16 protein-coding genes are annotated in these 18,839 nt (G+C 71.2%); 13 read left to right on the top strand and 3 right to left on the bottom strand.

The genetic code is table 11. The features are described 5' to 3' along the window. Positions 1-248: 248 nt before the first annotated feature. On the bottom strand, positions 249-842 hold the full coding sequence (locus tag ACK4TT_RS11800; protein ID WP_410213032.1) for a TetR/AcrR family transcriptional regulator: 594 nt from the start codon (positions 840-842) through the stop codon (positions 249-251). A 94-nt stretch (positions 843-936) separates the two neighbouring features. Here ACK4TT_RS11800 and ACK4TT_RS11795 point away from each other — a divergent pair, with 94 nt between their 5' ends. Then, the gene (locus ACK4TT_RS11795; RefSeq protein ID WP_409636706.1) at positions 937-1,290 is read left to right on the top strand and encodes a CC_3452 family protein; all 354 of its coding nucleotides are present in this window, start codon (positions 937-939) and stop codon (positions 1,288-1,290) included. 54 nt (positions 1,291-1,344) lie between these two features. Here ACK4TT_RS11795 and ACK4TT_RS11790 read toward each other — a convergent pair whose 3' ends face one another. After that, positions 1,345-3,735 (bottom strand): PAS domain S-box protein, encoded by a 2,391-nt coding sequence (locus tag ACK4TT_RS11790; RefSeq protein ID WP_410213031.1) that lies wholly within the window; start codon positions 3,733-3,735, stop codon positions 1,345-1,347. A 461-nt stretch (positions 3,736-4,196) separates the two neighbouring features. Here ACK4TT_RS11790 and ettA point away from each other — a divergent pair, with 461 nt between their 5' ends. The 11 genes from ettA to ACK4TT_RS11735 all read left to right on the top strand — a co-directional run bounded on the left by ettA (position 4,197) and on the right by ACK4TT_RS11735 (position 16,923). Beyond that, positions 4,197-5,861 carry an energy-dependent translational throttle protein EttA gene (ettA, locus tag ACK4TT_RS11785; protein WP_409637022.1) on the top strand — a complete coding sequence of 555 codons (1,665 nt, stop codon included), beginning with the start codon at positions 4,197-4,199 and terminating at the stop codon, positions 5,859-5,861. A 155-nt stretch (positions 5,862-6,016) separates the two neighbouring features. After that, positions 6,017-6,946 (top strand): 2-hydroxyacid dehydrogenase, encoded by a 930-nt coding sequence (locus ACK4TT_RS11780; RefSeq protein WP_410213030.1) that lies wholly within the window; start codon positions 6,017-6,019, stop codon positions 6,944-6,946. A 33-nt stretch (positions 6,947-6,979) separates the two neighbouring features. Further along, positions 6,980-7,963: an ArsR/SmtB family transcription factor gene (locus tag ACK4TT_RS11775; RefSeq protein WP_409636715.1), complete on the top strand. Its 984-nt coding sequence runs from the start codon at positions 6,980-6,982 to the stop codon at positions 7,961-7,963. Next, positions 7,960-8,907, top strand: a complete 948-nt coding sequence (gene metF / locus ACK4TT_RS11770; RefSeq protein ID WP_409636718.1) for a methylenetetrahydrofolate reductase [NAD(P)H] — start codon at positions 7,960-7,962, stop codon at positions 8,905-8,907. Before ACK4TT_RS11775 ends, metF begins: the two co-directional genes overlap by 4 nt. Further along, the gene (locus tag ACK4TT_RS11765; RefSeq protein WP_409636721.1) at positions 8,904-9,965 is read left to right on the top strand and encodes a homocysteine S-methyltransferase family protein; all 1,062 of its coding nucleotides are present in this window, start codon (positions 8,904-8,906) and stop codon (positions 9,963-9,965) included. Before metF ends, ACK4TT_RS11765 begins: the two co-directional genes overlap by 4 nt. A gap of 4 nt (positions 9,966-9,969) precedes the next feature. Next, the gene (gene metH / locus ACK4TT_RS11760) at positions 9,970-12,630 is read left to right on the top strand and encodes a methionine synthase (RefSeq protein ID WP_409637025.1); all 2,661 of its coding nucleotides are present in this window, start codon (positions 9,970-9,972) and stop codon (positions 12,628-12,630) included. Positions 12,631-12,820: 190 nt separating this feature from the next. Beyond that, positions 12,821-13,129, top strand: a complete 309-nt coding sequence (locus ACK4TT_RS11755) for a hypothetical protein (RefSeq protein WP_410213029.1) — start codon at positions 12,821-12,823, stop codon at positions 13,127-13,129. Positions 13,130-13,303: 174 nt separating this feature from the next. Continuing rightward, positions 13,304-14,761, top strand: coding sequence for an amidohydrolase (locus tag ACK4TT_RS11750; protein WP_409636727.1), 1,458 nt, complete (start codon positions 13,304-13,306; stop codon positions 14,759-14,761). A 564-nt stretch (positions 14,762-15,325) separates the two neighbouring features. After that, the gene (locus tag ACK4TT_RS11745) at positions 15,326-15,463 is read left to right on the top strand and encodes a hypothetical protein (protein WP_409636730.1); all 138 of its coding nucleotides are present in this window, start codon (positions 15,326-15,328) and stop codon (positions 15,461-15,463) included. A 300-nt stretch (positions 15,464-15,763) separates the two neighbouring features. After that, positions 15,764-16,255, top strand: coding sequence for a nuclear transport factor 2 family protein (locus ACK4TT_RS11740; RefSeq protein WP_409636733.1), 492 nt, complete (start codon positions 15,764-15,766; stop codon positions 16,253-16,255). Continuing rightward, positions 16,252-16,923 carry a LamG domain-containing protein gene (locus tag ACK4TT_RS11735; protein ID WP_409636736.1) on the top strand — a complete coding sequence of 224 codons (672 nt, stop codon included), beginning with the start codon at positions 16,252-16,254 and terminating at the stop codon, positions 16,921-16,923. Before ACK4TT_RS11740 ends, ACK4TT_RS11735 begins: the two co-directional genes overlap by 4 nt. 28 nt (positions 16,924-16,951) lie before the next feature. On the opposite strand, the gene ACK4TT_RS11730 is transcribed toward ACK4TT_RS11735, so the two are convergent. Continuing rightward, the gene (locus ACK4TT_RS11730; RefSeq protein ID WP_410213028.1) at positions 16,952-18,181 is read right to left on the bottom strand and encodes a dipeptidase; all 1,230 of its coding nucleotides are present in this window, start codon (positions 18,179-18,181) and stop codon (positions 16,952-16,954) included. A gap of 126 nt (positions 18,182-18,307) precedes the next feature. Between ACK4TT_RS11730 and ACK4TT_RS11725 the strand changes: the two genes are divergently transcribed. After that, entirely contained in the window at positions 18,308-18,784 is a 477-nt protein-coding gene (locus ACK4TT_RS11725; RefSeq protein ID WP_409636742.1) for a hypothetical protein, read from the top strand. Positions 18,785-18,839: the final 55 nt, after the last annotated feature.

Below are 18,839 nucleotides of genomic sequence, written 5' to 3'. Positions count from 1 at the left end.
GGCGGCCAGCTCCAGGCTGAGCTCGGCGAAGCGGCCCAGCATCGCCTCGGCCATGTCGGCAGGGGAGGACATGAACAAAACAGGAACATCAAATCTCCGGGGAGTCAAGGATTTTCGTGCGCGGCGCCTCCTGTCCCCCCGCGACGCGCGCGAGAGGAGGGCGCGGGTAGGGCAAGGGGGAAGGGGGAAGGGGGAAGGGGGAAGGGGGAAGGGGGAAGGGGAAACCGGCCGACAGGTCGGGGAGCCCCTCAGGCGGCCGCCCTGGCCGTGCGGTCCAGCAGGGCGTCGAAAGCCGCCTGGGCGGAACGCCGGGCGTCGGCCTCGCCCATGATCCGGCGGGCGTCCAGGTGTCCCAGGGCGAAGCTCTTCATCTGGAAATAGGCCGACTGGGCCTCGGCGTCGGAGAGCGGCGGCTCGCGGAGCTGCTGGAACTGGCGCACCAGCGTCGTCTTCCACTGCCGCAGGCGCTTCTGCAGCAGGTCGCGGACGGGGCCGGGCTGGTCGTCCACCTCGACGCTGAAGGCCATGATGGGGCAGCCGCCCTGGGCCCATTCCCTGTCTTCCCAGTCCAGCCACAGCTCGAACACCCGGGCCAGCCGCTCGCGCGCCGTCGGCAGGTCCGCGGCCGGCCGCCAGGTGAAGTCGGTGAACCACTGGGTGACGTGCTCGACGACCGCCAGCTCCATCGCCTCCTTCGATTCGAAGTGCTTGAAGAGCCCGCTCTTGGAGAGGCCGACGGCCTGGGCGACGTCGCCGAGGCTGACGGCGGCGAGGCCGCGCAGCGCGGCCTGGCGGGCCGCCTCCTCGACGATCCGGATCCTGGTCGCCTCGCCCTTGCGCAAAGGCCGCGCCTCCTCGCTTGACAAAAAGTGACCGATCGTGCTCTTTTGCCGTTGGCGACCGGTCGTGCTCTTTTCTACCGGAAGGATCACGAAGATGCAAAGTTTCAGGATGTTGGGCGCGATCGCCGTGGCGGCGTTCGTGTCGGGGACGGCTTACGCCCAGCCGTCAGGTGCGGGGGAAGTCAGCGGCCAGGCGACGCTGGCCGAACCCGCGGCGGCGTCCAAGGAGGCCACCGTGGCGGGCGTCGCCTGGCGCTGCGACGGCGCCGAATGCGCCGGACGGGGGACGCCGCGCGCGGCGAACGCCGGCCTGGTGGCCGAGTGCAAGAAGGTGGCCGCCGTCATCGGACCGGTCAGCAGCTACCGGAGCCGCGGCCACGAGCTGACGTCGGGCCAGATCCGCGCCTGCAATCGCGGGGCGATCCGAATCCAGACCGTCTCGCGCTGAGCACCATGGAGCGTGACCGGCGCCAAAACCGCTCACACTTTTGGCTGTCGCGCTTCAGCCCTGCGGGTCGCGCCGCGCCTCCCGGGCGCGGCGCGCGCTCTGCAGGTTGACCAGCTTGCCGTCGCCATCGCCCCGGGGCGCCAGGAGGGCGCCGATGGCCCGGCCCAGCTCGCTCATCGTGTAGGGCTTGCGCAGGATCGGGAACTCGTCGCCGAGCTGTTCAGCGGCCTGGCTGTAGCCGGTGGCCAGCAGCACGGGGAGCGCGGGGGACTCCTCGCGGACGCGGCGGGCCAGCCCCAGGCCGTCCATCTCGCCGGCCATGACGATATCGCTGAACACCAGGTCCGGCGTCTCGGTCTCGTGCAGCGCGCTCGCGTGCAGCATGTCCAGGGCGGCGGCGGCGCCGTTCACGACCCGTACGGTGTGGCCGAGCTGCACCAGCATGCCGGCGGCCACGTCCGCCACCTCGGGATTGTCCTCCACCAGCAGCACCCGGGCGCTCGGCGCCGGATGCTCGGCCGGCTCCTCCGGCGAGGCCTTCGGCGCGGTGGTGCTGCGGGGCAGGAAGAGGGTGAAGCTGGTCCCCCGCCCAAGCTCGCTCTTCACCGTCACCCGGCCGCCCGACTGCTGGGCGAAGCCGTAGACCTGCGAGAGCCCCAGGCCCGTGCCCTTGCTGACCTCCTTGGTGGTGAAGAACGGATCGAAGATCCGCGGCAGGATGTCGGGCGGTATGCCCTGGCCGGTGTCGCTGACGGTGATGGCCACGAAGTCGCCCTTCAGGCCCTCGGCGGTCTCGGGCGTGAGCCGGGCGTTCTCGGCCGTGATGGCGAGGACGCCGCCCGAGGGCATGGCGTCGCGGGCGTTGACCGCCAGATTGAGGAGCGCGAGCTCGAGCTCGCTCTGGTCCACCTTCACCGGCCAGGCCGCGGGCGGCAGGTCGACGACGAGCTGGACGCCGGGCGGCAGGCTGGCGGCGATCAACGCCTTCAGGTCGGGGGCCCGGTCGCTGAGGCCCACCGCCACCGGCTGCAGCCGCTGGCGGCGCGAGAAGGAGAGCAGGTGGCGCGTGAGGTCCTCGCCCCGGCGGGCGGAGGTCTCGATGGCGTCCAGGGCGCGCAGCGCCTGCGGATCCTCGGCCAGCCGGCGGCGCAGGAGCTGGGCCTGGCCGCTCACCACCATCAGGAGGTTGTTGAAGTCATGGGCCACGCCGCCGGTGAGCTTGCCAAGCGCCTCCATCTTCTGGGCCTGGGCGAGCTGGTCGTGGGCGCGCTGCAGCTCGATCTGGGCGGCGCGCTTCTCGGTGACGTCGCGGGTGATCTTGGCGAAGCCTATGAGGCGGCCGGTCTCGTCGCGGATGGCGTCGATGACGACGCTGGCCCAGAACAGCGTGCCGTCCTTGCGCATGCGCCAGCCCTCGGCCTCATAGCGGCCCTGCTCGGCGGCGGTCTGGAGGGCGCGGGCGGGGACGCCCGCGGCCCGGTCGGCCTCGGTGTAGAAGCGGCTGAAGTGCTGTCCGACGATCTCGTCCGCCTGGTAGCCCTTGATGTGCTGGGCCCCCGAATTCCAGCTCGAGACGATGCCGTTGGGATCCAGCATGTAGAGGGCGTAGTCCACGACGCCGGCCACCAGCAGGCGGAACTGCCGCTCGCTCTCGGCGAGCGCGTCCTCGGCGGCCTTCCGCTGGCTGATGTCGCGGGTGATCTTGGCGAAGCCGATCAGGGCGCCGTCGTCGTCGATGATCGGATCGATCACCACCAGCGCCCAGAAGCGCGCGCCGTCCTTGCGCACGCGCCAGCCCTCGGCCTCGAAGCGGCCCTCGCGGCGGGCGGTTTCCAGCGCCCGGGCGGGCAGGCCGGCCTTGCGGTCCTCGGGCGTGTAGAAGCGGCTGAAGTGCTGGCCGACGATCTCCTCGGCGCCGTAGCCCTTGATGCGTTCGGCGCCGGGGTTCCAGTGGGTCACGGCGCCGTTCACGTCCAGCATGCAGATGGCGTAGTCGGTGACGCTCTCGACCAGCAGGCGGAAGCGGCGCTCGCTTTCCATCGCCTGCTGCTGGACGGCGCGCTGGCGCGTGGCGTCGCGCGCGATCTTGGCGAAGCCCACGAGCCTCCCGTCCTCGCCGCGGATGGCGTGGAGCGCCCCTTCGGACCAGAAGCGCGAGCCGTCCTTGCGCACCCGCCAGCCCGAGGTGTCGGCCTTGCCGGCCTCGGCGGCCTCGGCCATCAGCCGCTCGGGCGCGCCGGCGCGGCGCTCCTCGACGGTGAAGAAGCGGCCGAACGGCTGGCCCTCGATCTCGGCCGCGACATAGCCCAGCAGGCGCTCGGCCCCCGGGTTCCAGCCGGCCACCCGGCCGTCGGGCTCCAGCCGGTAGATGGCGTGGCCGCTCAGCGAGGCGACGAGTTGCTCCAGGCCAAACTGGGGGACGTCGGGCTGGGTCACGGCCGCCATGCGCTCATGCTCTTTCTCAGCCCCGGACCGGAGCCGTCCAGCCGCCGTCCCGACGCCATACAGCCTTGAGACGCCGAACCGGCGACCGGCGCGACGCCCCGGAAGGATGTCGCGGCTTCTTCGTGGGATAAGCCATGTACCTGGGCGCGCATCAGCTTCGTCCCCCCGACGACCCCACCGACGAAAACGATGGAACGCCGGCGCAGTATGGGGAGTTCCCCGCCGATGGCGACGACCTTCCCTGCAGGGTCGAGGTCCGGGACGAGGGCGAGGCCTTCGTCGAGCGGGTGGCGCAGGCCGGGCATCCCGGCCGCCGCATCGCGGCGCGGGAGCGAGACCATCGCCCAGACGGACTGAGGCCGACGGACCGAAAGCGCCCGCCGACGTTGCGCCACACGCCCGCGGCGGCTATCTGCACGCCCGACTTTCCGGACATTCCAGAAGCGAGCGGCGAACGCCCCATGGCGCAGCAGTACATCTTTCAGATGCAGGGCCTGACCAAGGCCTATCCCGGCAGCCCCAAGAAGCTCTTCGAGAACATCTGGCTGAGCTTCTACTCCGACGCCAAGATCGGCGTCGTCGGCGTCAACGGCTCGGGCAAGTCGACCCTGCTGAAGATCATGGCCGGCATCGACAAGGAGTTCTCGGGCGAGGCGCGCGCCGCCGAGGGCACCAAGATGGGCTACCTGGAGCAGGAGCCTCAGCTCGACGACAAGCTGGACGTCTGGGGCAACGTGATCTCTTGGTGCGAAGAGAAGAAGATCTTCGACCGCTACAACGAAGTCGCCACCCTGATGGGCGAGGACTACTCCGACGAGCTCATGGAGGAGATGACCAAGCTCCAGGAGCAGCTCGACGCCGGCGACCTGTGGGACATCGACAGCCGCATCGAGATGGCGATGGACGCCCTGCGCTGCCCGCCCAACGACTGGCCGGTGGACAAGCTGTCGGGCGGCGAGCGCCGCCGCGTCGCGCTCGCCCGCCTGCTGCTCAGCAAGCCGGACATGCTGCTGCTGGACGAGCCCACCAACCACCTCGACGCCGAGAGCGTGGCCTGGCTGCAGCACCACCTGGAGGCCTTCCCCGGCTGCGTGATCCTCGTCACCCACGACCGCTACTTCCTGGACCAGGTGACCAAGTGGACGCTGGAGCTCGATCGCGGCAAGGGCATCCCCTACGAGGGCAACTACTCCTCGTGGCTCGAGCAGAAGGCCAAGCGGACCGCGCAGGAGGAGCGCGAGGAAGCCGGCAGGAAGCGCACCATCGAGCGCGAGCTGGAGTGGGTGCGCTCCTCGCCCTCGGCCCGCCGTAGCAAGTCCAAGGCCCGCCTCGCCGCCTTCGACGAACTGGTCAACCAGGCCGAGCGCCAGAAGCAGACCTTCGCCCAGATCCAGATCCCGCCGGGCCCGCGCCTGGGCAATGTGGTCATCGAGGTCGAGAACCTCGAGAAGGCCTATGGCGACAAGCTGCTGTTCAAGGACCTGACGTTCAAGCTGCCGCCGGGCGGCATCGTGGGCGTGATCGGGCCCAACGGGGCCGGCAAGTCGACGCTGTTCAAGCTGATCACCGGGCAGGACACCCCCGACAAGGGCTCGATCCGCCTGGGCGAGACGGTGAAGCTGGCCTACGTCGACCAGAGCCGCGACAGCCTCGACCCCAACAAGAACGTCTGGGAGGAGATCTCGGGCGGCCTCGACGTCATGAAGGTGGGAACCCGCGAGATTCCCAGCCGCGCCTATGTCGGCAGCTTCAACTTCAAGGGCGGCGACCAGCAGAAGAAGGTCGGCCTGCTCTCGGGCGGCGAGCGCAACCGCGTGCACCTGGCCAAGACGCTCGCCTCGGGCGGCAACGTGATCCTGCTCGACGAACCGACCAACGACCTGGACGTGGAGACCCTGGGCGCCCTCGAAAGCGCCCTGGAGGACTTCCCCGGCTGCGCGGTGGTCATCAGCCACGACCGCTTCTTCCTGGACCGCCTGGCCACCCACATCCTGGCCTTCGAGGGCGACAGCCACGTGGAATGGTTCGAGGGCAACTTCGAAGCCTATGAAGAGGACAAGAAGCGCCGCCTGGGCGCCGACAGCCTGATCCCCCACCGCATCAAGTTCCAGAAGTTCGCGCGCTAGAACCCTTCGCCCCGGGCGCCGCCGCGGCCCTGGACCGGCTGGCCGATGCGCTGGCCCGGCGCCCGCTCGCCGAGCCGATACTGGCGCGGCTCCCGCTCGGCTAGGCGCCCGGAGCCCGGTCTGGCATCAGGAGCGCCGTGCACGAGGAGTCTTCGATGCCTGCGTCCCTGGTGATGCTGTCGCACCCGATGCTGGCCCCGGTGGAGGGGCCGCTGGCGGCGGCCGGGTTCCGCACCGCCCGGCGCTGGGAGCTGGCCGACGGCGAGCGGCCGGCGGTGCGCGCGATCGTGCACGCGGGCGAGATTCCGCTGACGCCCGACTTCCTGGAGCGCCTGCCGAACCTGGGCCTCATCGCCTGCGTCAGCGTGGGCTACGACGGCGTGGACGTGGCCTGGTGCCGGGCGCGCGGGATCGAGGTGACCCACGCCAAGGGCCTGAACGCCGACGACGTGGCCGACCACGCCATGGGCCTGCTGCTGGCGTCCTGGCGCAACATCGTCCTTGGCGACCGGATCGTGCGCGAGGGCGGCTGGCGAGACGACGACCGGATGCGTCCGCGCCCCGGCCTCAAGGGGCGGAAGCTGGGCGTGGTGGGCCTGGGGGCCATCGGCGAGGCGGTGGCCAGGCGCGCCGAGGCGTTCGGCCTGGAGGCGGCCTGGTGGGGACCCCGTCCGAAGGACGCAGCCTGGCCGCGCGCCGAGAGCCTCCTGAAGCTGGCCCAGGACAGCGACATCCTGGTGGTGGCCTGCCGGGCGGACGCCTCGAACCGGGGCCTGATCTCGCGCGAGGTGATCGAGGCGGTGGGCCCGCGCGGCCTGATCGTCAACGTGGCCCGGGGCTCGGTGGTGGACGAGGACGCCCTCATCGCGGCGCTGAAGGACGGACGGCTGGGCCGCGCGGCCCTGGACGTGTTCGCGCAGGAGCCGACGCCGCCGGAACGCTGGGCCGACGCGCCCAACACCGTGCTCACGCCGCACTCGGCCGGCAGTACGGTGGACTCCATCCCGCGCATGGTGGCCCAGGCGGTGGAGAACGTGCGACTGTTCCTGGCGGGCGAGCCGGTGATGAGCCCTGCGCCTGCTTGACATAAAGACATAAAGATATCTTTATGTGCTCTCATGAAGTTCTCGGCGGACCAGGCTGTGGATGTGTTGCGCGCGGCGGGCGAGCCGACCCGCCTGCGCATCCTGGCCCTGCTGGCCCGCGAGGAGCTGGCGGTGCTGGAGCTGTGCCGCGTGCTGGATCAGAGCCAGCCGCGCGTCTCGCGCCACCTGAAGCTGCTGGCTGAGGCGGGGCTGGTCGAACGGTTCCCGGACGGCGCCTGGGTCTTCTATCGGCTGGTCGAGAGCGGCCACGCGGGCGAACTGGCGGCCGAGGTCCTGCGCCGCATCGATCCCGCCGATCCCGTGCTCGCCCGCGACGCCGAGCGGCTGATCGCCGTCCAGGCCGAGCGCGCGTCCGAGGCCGACGCCTATTTCGCCCGCAACGCCGCGCGGTGGGACGAGATCCGCTCGCTCTATGTGCCCGAGGCCGCGGTCGAGGCCGCCGTCCTGGAGGCGGCGGGAGCGGGGCCGTTCCGGCGGCTGGTGGACTTGGGGAGCGGCACCGGCCGCATGCTGACGCTTCTGGGCCCCAGGGCCGAGCAGGCGCTGGGGCTCGACCTGTCGCAGCAGATGCTGAACATCGCCCGCAGCCATGTGGCCGAGGCCGGGCTGGAGCGCTGCGAACTGCGCCACGGCGACATCTTCGGCACCCGCCTGCCGGATGGCTTCGCCGACCTGGTGGTGGTCCACCAGGTGCTGCACTACCTGGGCGACCCGGCCGCGGCGGTGAAGGAGGCGGCCCGCATCACCGCCCAGGGCGGGCGGCTGATCATCGTCGACTTCGCTCCGCACCACCTGGAGTTCCTGCGCGAGCAGCACCAGCACCGCCGCCTGGGCTTCTCGGACGCGGAGATGGAGCGCTGGCTGGCCGAGGCCGGCCTGGAAGCCGTCGCCGCCCACGCCCTGCCGCCGGAACCCGACGCGGGGCGCGGGGAGGGCCTGACCGTCAAGATCTGGACCGCCGAGCGGGCCGCCGCCCGGCAGAGGAGCGCCGCATGACCCCCGCAGACACCGCCCCGATCTCGACGGCGCTGGGGCCCGTCGCCCGCGCGGGCGTGGGCGGGACGCCGCGTCCCGACGTCTCGTTCGAGTTCTCGCCGCCCAAGACGCCCGAGGCCGAGGAAAAGTTGTGGGAGGCGATCCGCCGCCTGGAGCCCCTGAACCCGTCGTTCGTCTCGGTGACCTACGGCGCCGGCGGCTCGACGCGCGACCGCACCCACCGCACCGTCCTGCGCATGCTGCGCGAGACGACGCTGAGGCCCGCCGCCCACCTGACCTGCGTGGAAGCCTCCCGCGAGGAGGTGGACGAGGTGATCCGCGACTACTGGGCCGGCGGCATCCGCCATATCGTGGCCCTGCGCGGCGACCCGCCCGGCCAGATCGGCGGGGCCTATACGCCGCGGCCGGACGGCTATCGCAACGCCACCGAGCTGACCGCCGGCATCCGGGCCATCGCGCCGTTCGAGGTCAGCGTCGGCCTCTACCCGCACGTCCACCCGGAGAGCCCGTCGATCGACCACGACATCGACGTGCTGAAGGCCAAGGTCGACGCGGGCGCGACCCGGGCGATCACCCAGTTCTTCTTCGACATCGACGGCTTCCTGCGGTTCATGGACCGGGTCCGGAAGGCGGGCGTGAGCATCCCCATCTCGCCGGGGATCATGCCGGTCACGAACTACGCGGGCCTGAAGAAGATGGCCGGGCCCATCGGCATCGAGCTGCCCGCCTGGCTGGGCGCGCTCTTCGAGGGCCTGGACAAGGACCCGGAGACCCGCCGGCTGATCGCCGCCTCGGTGGCCAGCGAGATGTGCGCCCGGCTGGCCGAAGAGGGCTTCGGCGACTTCCACTTCTACACGCTGAACCGCGCCGACCTGACCTATGCGATCTGCCGGGTGCTGGGCGTGCGCGAGCAGGGACCCGGGTCCCAGGAGGCCGCGGCATGACCAGGCAGGAACGCATCGCGGCGCTGAAGGCGGCGGCGAAGGAACGCATCCTCATCCTCGACGGGGCCTGGGGCGTGATGATCCAGAAGCGCGGGCTGTCCGAGGCCGACTACCGGGGCGAGCGGTTCAAGGACGCGCCCGGCGAGCTGCGCGGGAACAACGACGTCCTGTGCCTGACCCGGCCCGACATCATCGCCGAGCTGCACGACGCCTACTTCGAGGCCGGCGCCGACATCTCGGAGACCAACACCTTCTCGGCGACCGCCATCGCTCAGGCGGAATACGGCCTGCAGGCCGCCGTCCGCGACATCAACGTCGAGGGCGCCAGGCTGGCCCGCGCCGCCGCCGACCGCTGGACGGCGAAGCAGCCGGACAAGCCCCGCTTCGTGGCCGGCTCCATCGGGCCGCTGCCGGTGATGCTGTCCATGAGTTCGGACGTGAACGACCCGGGCGCCCGGAAGGTCACCTTCGCGCAGGTCTACGAGGCCTACGCCGAGCAGGTGCGCGCCCTGCACGACGGCGGCGTGGACATGTTCCTGATCGAGACGATCACCGACACCCTGAACTGCAAGGCGGCGATCAAGGCCATCCTCGACCTGGAGGACGAGGGCTACGAGCCCCTGCCGATCTGGATCAGCGGCACCATCACCGACCGCTCGGGCCGGACCCTGTCGGGCCAGACGGTGGAGGCGTTCTGGAACTCGGTGCGCCACGCCAAGCCCTTCGCGGTCGGCCTGAACTGCGCCCTGGGCGCCGAGCTGATGCGGCCCCACATCGCCGAGCTGGCGCGCATCGCCGACACCCTGGTCAGCGCCTATCCCAACGCCGGCCTGCCCAACGCCATGGGCGAGTACGACGAGACGCCGGATGAGACCGGCCACATGCTGCACGAGTGGGCCGAGCACGGCCTGGTCAACATCCTGGGCGGCTGCTGCGGCACGACGCCCGACCACATCCGCCACGTCGCCGACGAGGTGCGGGGGCTGAAGCCGCGCCCGATCCCCGAGCGTCCCACGGCCATGCGCCTGGCCGGCCTAGAGCCCTTCGAGCTCGCCTGAGCAGATCCGAGTTTCAATGCGCCCAATCTTCGTCAACGTCGGCGAGCGGACCAACGTCACCGGCTCGGCCAAGTTCCGCAAGCTGATCGCCGAGGGCCATTACCCCGAGGCGCTGTCGGTGGCGCGCCAGCAGGTCGAGGCGGGCGCCCAGGTCATCGACGTCAACATGGACGAGGGCCTGCTGGACTCGGTCGCGGCCATGCGGACCTTCCTGAACCTCGTGGCGGCCGAGCCCGACATCGCCCGCGTGCCGGTGATGATCGACAGCTCCAAGTGGGAGGTGATCGAGGCGGGCCTCCAGTGCGTCCAGGGCAAGGCCATCGTGAACTCCATCTCGCTCAAGGAGGGCGAGGCGAAGTTCATCGAGCAGGCCAGGGCCTGCCTGCGCTACGGCGCGGCGGTGGTGGTCATGGCCTTCGACGAGGTCGGCCAGGCGGACACCGCCGACCGCAAGGTCGAGATCTGCAAGCGCGCCTATGGCATCCTGACGGAGCAGGTGGGCTTCCCGCCCGAGGACATCATCTTCGACCCGAACATCTTCGCCGTGGCGACGGGGATCGAGGAACACGACAACTACGCGGTGGACTTCATCGAGGCCACGCGCCGGATCAAGGCCGAGTGCCCGCATGCGCGCATCTCGGGCGGCGTCTCCAACGTCAGCTTCTCGTTCCGCGGCAACGAGCCGGTGCGCCGGGCCATCCACTCGGTGTTCCTGTACCACGCCATCGCCGCGGGCATGGACATGGGCATCGTCAACGCCGGCGACCTGCCGGTCTATGACGACATCGAGCCCGAGCTGCGCGAGGCGGTCGAGGACGTGATCCTCAACCGCAAGCGCGCCGATGGGCGTTCGCCCACCGAGGTGCTGGTGGACCTCGCGCCCAAGTACAAGGGCGGCAAGGGAGAGGCCAAGGGGCCGGACCTGTCCTGGCGCGAGCAGTCCGTGGAGGCGCGCCTGACCCACGCCCTGGTCCACGGGATCAGCGACTGGATCGAGGCCGACACCGAGGAAGCCCGACTGAAGGCCGAGCGGCCGCTGCACGTCATCGAAGGCCCGCTGATGGACGGGATGAACGTCGTCGGCGACCTGTTCGGGGCGGGGAAGATGTTCCTGCCCCAGGTGGTGAAGTCGGCCCGGGTGATGAAGCAGGCGGTGGCCTACCTCATGCCGTTCATGGAGGCCGAGAAGGACGGCCAGCCGCGCCAGTCGAACGGCCGGATCGTCATGGCCACCGTCAAGGGCGACGTCCACGACATCGGCAAGAACATCGTGGGCGTGGTCCTGCAGTGCAACAACTACGAGGTCGTCGACCTGGGCGTCATGGTCCCGGCCGACAAGATCCTGGACGCCGCCGAGGCGCACAAGGCCGACGTCGTGGGGCTTTCGGGCCTGATCACGCCCAGCCTGGACGAGATGGCCTTCGTGGCCAGCGAGATGGAGCGGCGGGGCTTCAAGATTCCCCTGCTGATCGGCGGGGCGACGACGTCGAAGACCCACACGGCGGTGAAGATCGCGCCCCGCTATCCCTCAGGCTCGACCACCTATGTGCTGGACGCCAGCCGGGCGGTGGGCGTGGTCTCGAACCTGCTCTCGCCCACCGAGCGCGAGAGGACCATCGCGGCCACCGCCGCCGAGTACGAGAAGGTGCGCGAGCAGTTCGCGAGAGGCCAGGGGAACCGCGCCCGCGCCACCCTGGCCGAGGCGCGCGACAACGCCTTCACGCCGGACTGGACGGCCTACGACCCGCCGAAGCCGTCGTTCCTGGGGACCCGGATCTTCGCGCCCTACGACCTGAACGACCTGCGCCGGCACATCGACTGGACCCCGTTCTTCGCGAGCTGGGAGCTGGTGGGCCGCTTCCCCGACATCCTCAGCGACGAGGTGGTGGGCAAGGCCGCCACCGACCTCTTCGCGGACGCCCAGCGGATGCTGGACCGGATCATCCAGGAGGGCCTCCTGGAGGCGCGCGGGGTGGTCGGCTTCTGGCCCGCCAACGCCGACGGCGACGACATTGTTCTCTATGCGGACGAAAGCCGCGAGACGGAGCTCGCCCGGCTGCACACCCTGCGCCAGCAGATGATCAAGTCCGGCGACGGCGCCAACGTCGCCCTGGCCGACTTCGTGGCGCCCGTGGGGACCAAGCCGGACTGGGTGGGCGGCTTCGCCGTGACCGCCGGCCACGGCGAGCTGGAGCTGGCGGCCGAGTTCAAGGCCAAGGGCGACGACTACTCCGCGATCCTGTCGACGGCGCTGGCCGACCGGCTGGCGGAGGCCTTCGCGGAAGCCATGCACCGCAAGGTGCGCACCGAGCTCTGGGGCTACGCGCCCGACGAGCCGTTCGACATCGACGCCCTGATCGCCGAGCAGTACCGCGGCATCCGCCCGGCGCCCGGCTATCCGGCCCAGCCCGACCACACCGAGAAGACCACCCTGTTCAAGCTGTTGGACGCCACCAGGGCGACGGGGCTGGAGCTCACCGAGAGCCTGGCCATGACCCCGCCGGCGGCCGTCTCGGGCCTCTACTTCGCCCATCCGGAGGCGCACTATTTCGGGGTCGGCCGCATCGAGCGCGACCAGGTCGAGGACTACGCCCGCCGCAAGGGGTGGGACATGCGCACGGCCGAGCGCTGGCTGGCGCCCATCCTCAACTACGAGCCGGCCTAGAACGCAACCCAGGCGAGAACCTAAGGGGAAATCCCGCTTCCCTTGCATCCCAAAAGGCGCCTATCCTGGGTTGTTCTCGGCTCGCGCGGCGTGCGTTCGGCGCGAGCGCTCTTGTCCAACGGCAGTGGGCTGTCCGCGGGCGATCCTGTCCGCGCGCGGCGCTGCCCGTCCAACAGCGGATAGAGAGACCATGCGCCTGATCCGAACGATCCAGTCCGCCGTCCTGGCCACCAGCCTGGCCGGCGCCTTGGCCGCCGCCGCGTCCGTGGCCGCGGCCCAGCCGGCCGGGACCTGCACCGCCGCCCCGAACCACTCGCGGCAGAACTGCACCATCCTCAGCGCCAACTGCGGCGCGGGCCAGCTCCCCAATCCGGGCGTCTATCCGGCCTGCAACTGCGTGTGCCAGGCGATGCCCGCGAAGCCCAAGCCGGGCGGCCAGTCGATGGCCCCGCCGGCGCCCCAGACCCCGGGAAAGGCGCCGGACAAGAAGCCGGGCTAGAGCGGCCGTGGGTGACGGGCGCCGAAGCCCTGGGCTGTTCCAGCTTCGGCGCCTGCGCCCTCGCCACTGATGATCGGAAACCGGAGCCCGCGACGCTCCTCCCGACACGGGGCTTTCCACCCGCCGCCAGCCTGCTAGGACTCCCGCCTCAGTTCAGCTTTTGGGGGCGTATCGATGAAGCGGGTTCTTCTGGCGGCTGCGGCGATGATGGCGTTGGCGGGGACGGCGCGGGCCGAGCCGCTGTCGGCCCAGGATCGGGCCTCGATCAAGGCCAGCGTGGACAAGGCCGGGCCGCGCCTCGGCGAGATCGCCCACCAGATCTGGGAATGGGCCGAGGTCGGCTACCAGGAGCACAAGAGCTCGGCCCTGCTGCAGGCCGAGCTGAAGAAGGCTGGCTTCAAGGTCGAGGCCGGCGTGGCCGGCATGCCGACCGCCTTCGTGGGCAGCTTCAAGACCGGCGACGGCCCGGTGATCGGCATCCTGGCCGAGTACGACGCCCTGCCGGGCCTGGCCCAGGCGGCGAGCCCGGAACGCAAGCCGGTCCCGGGGATCGCCGGCCACGCCTGCGGCCACCACGTGTTCGGCGCGGCCTCGGTGGAGGCGGCCATCGCGCTCAGCCAATGGATGAAGGCGGGCGGCGTGAAGGGCGAGGTGCGGGTCTACGGCAGCCCGGCCGAGGAGGGCGGCTCGGGCAAGGTCTACCTCGTGCGCGGCGGCCTGTTCAAAGACGTGGACGCGACCCTGCACTGGCACGCGGGCGACGCCAACGACGCGAGCCAGGGCGTGAGCCTGGCCAACATCAGCGGCAAGTTCCGGTTCACGGGCGCCGCGGCCCACGCCTCGGCGGCGCCCTGGCGCGGCCGCTCGGCGCTGGACGGCGTCGAGCTGATGGACGACGCGGTGAACATGCTGCGCGAGCATATCCCCGACGGGACGCGCATCCACTACGTGATCACCGACGGCGGCCAGGCGCCCAATGTCGTGCCCGAGAAGGCCGAGGTCTACTACTACGTCCGCCACCGCGACCCGCAGGTCGTCCGCGACGTGATGGAACGCGTGAAGAAGGCCGCCGAGGGCGCCGCCATCGCCACCGAGACCAAGGTGACGTTCGAGCAGACCGGCGGCGTCTACAACATGCTGCCCAACGAGACGCTGGCCCATGTGATGGACGAGAACCTCCGCGACGTGGGCGGCGTGGTCTGGAACGCCGAGGAGCGCGCCTTCGCCGAGGCCATGGCCAAGCAGCTTCCGCCCAGCAACGCCAGGCTGGAGAGCGCGGCCGAGGTCCAGCCGATGCGGATCGGCGACGACGGCGGCGGCTCGACGGACGTGTCCGACGTGAGCTGGGTGACGCCGACCGTCGGCATGCGCGCGGCGGTCTGGGTGCCGGGCACGCCGGCCCACTCGTGGCAGGCGACGGCGGCGGGCGGCACGTCCATGGCCACCAAGGGCGGCGTGGTGGCGGCCAAGACGCTCGCGCTGACCGGGGCGGCGCTGTTCCGCGAACCGGCGCTCATCGACAAGGCCAAGGCCGAGCTCGACCAGAAGCGCGGGCCGGACTTCAAGTACGAGGCGATGGTCGGCGACCGGCCGCCGCCGCTGGACTACCGCTCCAAGCCGGCGGCGGAGTAGCGGGTTCGCCGCCAAGACGTCCCGACTGGCGCTGTCGGACGGGGGCCTCCTCCCCACATGGGGCTTCAGGCCCCGCCGGAGGCGGCCTTCCATGTTCGGCCACCGGTTCCTGGAGCGCGATCTGATCGCAGAACCGGCGTCCACTCTTGCGGATCGCGTTCTAGGGACGGGATCGGGAACCACGGAATACACGGAAGGACACGGAAAGCGCCGAGCCGTCCGTGTCTTCCGTGGTTTGATCCTGGCTGACTGACCGCTGCGCGGTCGATCGGGGATCGCTCCAGGATCGCCTCGGGAATCGCCCAGCGGAGCCTGGCGGCGGCCCCTGCGGAGGCGGCCCGGCGGCCGAGGCGACGTACGTATCGTTCGCGCCGCGCGCCGGACCCACGCCTACATCGCCGAGTGGCTGGCGGCGGACTGAGGGCCCAGTCCGCCAAGGGCGGGTGCGTCACGAGGCGGTGACACGCCCGTCCATTTTCACACTTGCGGCAACCACCGCGCGGCGGCACGGTTACGTCCATCGAGGCGAGCCCGTCAGAGGCTCCCCGTGGGAGGACGACAGAGATGACCGACCTGCGCCATTCGCCGCCGTCGCAGCCGCTCATGGACTGCGCGATCCTGGTGGCGCCGTTCCTGGTGATCGCCGCGATCGCCCCGGTGATCACCCGCGCGGTGGACTTCCTTTTCAGCCTGTTCGGCTGACCTCTAGGCGCCGACCGCCTCGGTGGCGTCCGCGCCTACGCCGTCGATCCCGAGCCCGCGCAGGCGCTGTGGGCCAGGAGCGAGGAGATGGTCGGCGAGCGCTTCTGAATCGCCGTCAGTCACGGCCAAGGTCGGGCGGGCTTGCGCCCGGCTGCGGCCCGTGGAACGGCGGGAGAGTCGCTGGCGGGGCTGGCTGACGGGAAAGGCTCCAAATCAAGGCCTTGACGCGATCTGATCGCAAAACCGGTATCCACTTCTGCGGATCGCGCTCTAGGTTCGGGGCTCCCGGAGAGACCTCGCATGACCACGCCCGATCCCCTTCGCCGCGCCATGCTGGCGCTCGTCGCCGCCGGCGGGGCGGGCGGCGCGGCCGGTCCCGCCGCGGCCGCCGCCTGTGCGCCCATGGACGAGGCCGCCGAAGCCGCCGCCATCCGCAAGGTGATCGCCGACATGGAGGCCGCCTGGAACCGGGGCGACTTCGAAGGCTACATGGCGGGCTTCCTCAACCCGGGCGTGGTGTTCGTCTCCAAGGGCCGCTTCCAGGACGGCTGGCGGGGAACGCTGGACCACTACGTCCGCGACTACGGCGGCGCGCCCGAGAAGCGCGGGACCCTGCATTTCTTCGACATCCAGGTGGAGATGCTGGCCCCCGACGCCGCCCAGCTCGTCAGCCGCTACCGGCTCGACCGGCCGCAGGCGCCGCAGGACGGGATCAACACCCGGCTGATGCGCAAGGTGGGCGGGCGCTGGGTCATCGCGCTCAACCACGTCTCCTCGCGGGAGCCCGCGTGAGACGCCGCGAAGTCCTGGCCGGCGCCGCGGCGGCGCTTGCGGCGGGGCCAGCGGCCGCGGCGGCCGGCGCGCGGCTGTGGACCTTCGAGCGCCTCGACCGGATCGGCGGACGGCCCGCACTGGCCCTGGGCGCGCCCGTGTCGATGGCCGGAGCCGTGGCCTTCGACGGTGTGGACGACGCCCTGCTGGTCGGCGAACACCCGCTGGCGGGCGCCGGCGCCTTCACCATCGAGGCGGTGTTCCGGCCGGACGGCGGAGCCTTCGCCCAGCGTTGGCTGCACCTGGCCCAGGACGCGGGCGACGCCGGCGTCTCGGGCGGGACGCGGATGCTGTTCGAGATCCGGGTGACGGACGCCGGCTGGTATCTCGACGCCTTCGTGAAGGGGCCGGGCTACGGGCGCACCCTGGCCGATCCGGCGAAGCTGCATCCGCTGGGCGCCTGGGCCCACGTGGCCCAGGTCTGCGACGGGCGGCGCTACGCCAGCTACGTGGACGGCGCGTTGCAGGCGCAGGGCGAGATCGCCTTCCGGCCGCAGGGGCCCGGGCGGACGTCCATTGGCGTGCGGATGAACCGCGTGGACTGGTTCAGGGGCGCGATCCGGGAGCTGCGGTTCACCCCCCGGGCCCTGACGCCCGACCGCTTCAGCCGCCAGCGCGCCCCGGCCTAGCCGCGCCCTGGCCTAGCCGCGCCCTGGCCTACTTCGCCTTGGCCGCGTCGGCGGCGGCGAAGACGCGGAGCGCGTTGCCGCCCCAGACCTTGGCCACGTCCTCCTTCGAATAGCCCTTGGCCAGCAGGGCGGCGGTGATCTTGGGATAGTCGGTCACCTGGTCGAAGCCGACGAGGCCGCCGCCGCCGTCGAAGTCGCCGCTGATCCCCACGTGGTCGATCCCCGCCACCTCTATGGCGTGCAGCAGGTGGGCCATGAAGTCGTCGAAGGTGGCGCGGGGGATGGGATACTTCGCGTCGACCTCCGCCACGGCCCTGGTCAGGGCCTCGGCCTGCGCCTGGGTCTTCGGTTCGCCGCCGAAGCGCTGGCGCACCTCGGCCAGGGCCGCCGTCCGTTCGGGGTTCGGCGGGACCTTGATCATGTAGCCCGACAGCGCGTTGAGCTGGATGACCCCGCCCTTGGCCGCCAGCTTGCGGATCAGGTCGTCGGGGATGTTGCGCGGATGGTCGAAGACGGCGCGCGCGCCGGTGTGGGAGAGGATGATCGGCGCCGTCGAGAGCTCGATCATCTGCTCGGTGGCCGCGTCCGAGGCGTGGGAGGCGTCGATCAGCACGCCCAGGCGGTTGGCCTCGGCCACCCACTGACGGCCGAGCGGCGAGAGGCCGCCGTGCTCGGCCGGCGCCGTGGCGCTGTCGGCCAGCTCGTTGTTCGAGGTGTGCACCGGGCTCATCATCCGCGCGCCCAGCTTGTAGAAGGTCTCCATCAGCGTCAGGTCGCGGCCGAACGGATAGCTGTTCTCCAGGCTGATGAAGACGAAGCGCTTGGGCGTGTTGGCGAGCGCCCGGGCCTCGTCGGCCGTGGTGACGATCTGGAACTTGTCGGCGTGCCTGGCCGCCATCTCGTGGATCTCGGTGATGCGGACCAGCGCCCGGTCGCGGGCCTGGGCGTGGCCCTCGGGCGTGCGCGGGCCCTGGGGCGTGTAGACCACGAACACCCCGCCATCGACGCCGCCGTCGACCATGCGCGGATAGTCCACCTGGCTGCCGTCGGTGCGCACGTCGTGGCGGTCGGCGATGTCCCAGCCCTGCCGGCCGAAGAGCGCCGGGGTGTCGAAGTGGGTGTCCATCATGATGACGCTCTCGTGCACGGCGCGCTGGGCCTTGGTGGGCGCCGGTCCGCTTTGGGCCCCATTCTGGGCGAGGGCGGGCGCGGCGCAGAGCGCGGCGGCGGCGGCGAGAAGGGCGGTGCGCAACATCATCTGGAACTCCCCCGACAGGTCAGACGCAAGGGCTAGCAGACCTTTCGAGGCGCCGTCACGTCGGGGCTTGCCGGATGTGAAGATTACATATGTAATCTGCCTGATCGGGATGCGGGAGCGTGCGGCATGGATGCGGTGTGGAAGGTCCGGCGCGGACCCCGGCGGGACCGGGCGGCGGGGCTGCTGCACGCGGTCGGCATCCTCGGCGTTATCGTGATCGCCGGAGCGGTCCCGGCCCTCACCATCCACGAGACCTGGTCCGTGGCCCGGGCGGAGAAGGCGGCCTGGGACGGGATCGCCGGCCCGGCGTGTCCCGTCCTGCAAGGTCCTCCGCCCTGGACGGCGGCCGTCCGGCCCCGGCCGCCCATGACGTTCAGCTACGGCGATGCGACCTTCGCCCGTCAGCACGGCCACGCGAGCTGCGCCGGCTTCCGCCGGAACGGTGCGGTCTACCGGATCTGCCAGTTCAACGCCCCGGCCGTGCTGGTCGTGACGACGCCGGGCGGGACGACCGCCTACCGCCCCGGCTCCGCGCGGCCCGCGACGGTCACGATCCGTGACGGCCGGGCCTCGTGCGTGCTGGGCGGCTGGTTTCGATCGTGAAACGGTTCCAGCCTTGACCTGACGTCCGCCGGCGGCCACCTCGGAAGGCGGACCA

The sequence above is a fragment of the Phenylobacterium sp. genome, from assembly GCF_046463815.1.
Lineage (GTDB): Bacteria > Pseudomonadota > Alphaproteobacteria > Caulobacterales > Caulobacteraceae > Phenylobacterium.
Note: the sequence above shows the minus strand (reverse complement) of the source record. Positions and strands in the feature narration are given on the sequence as shown.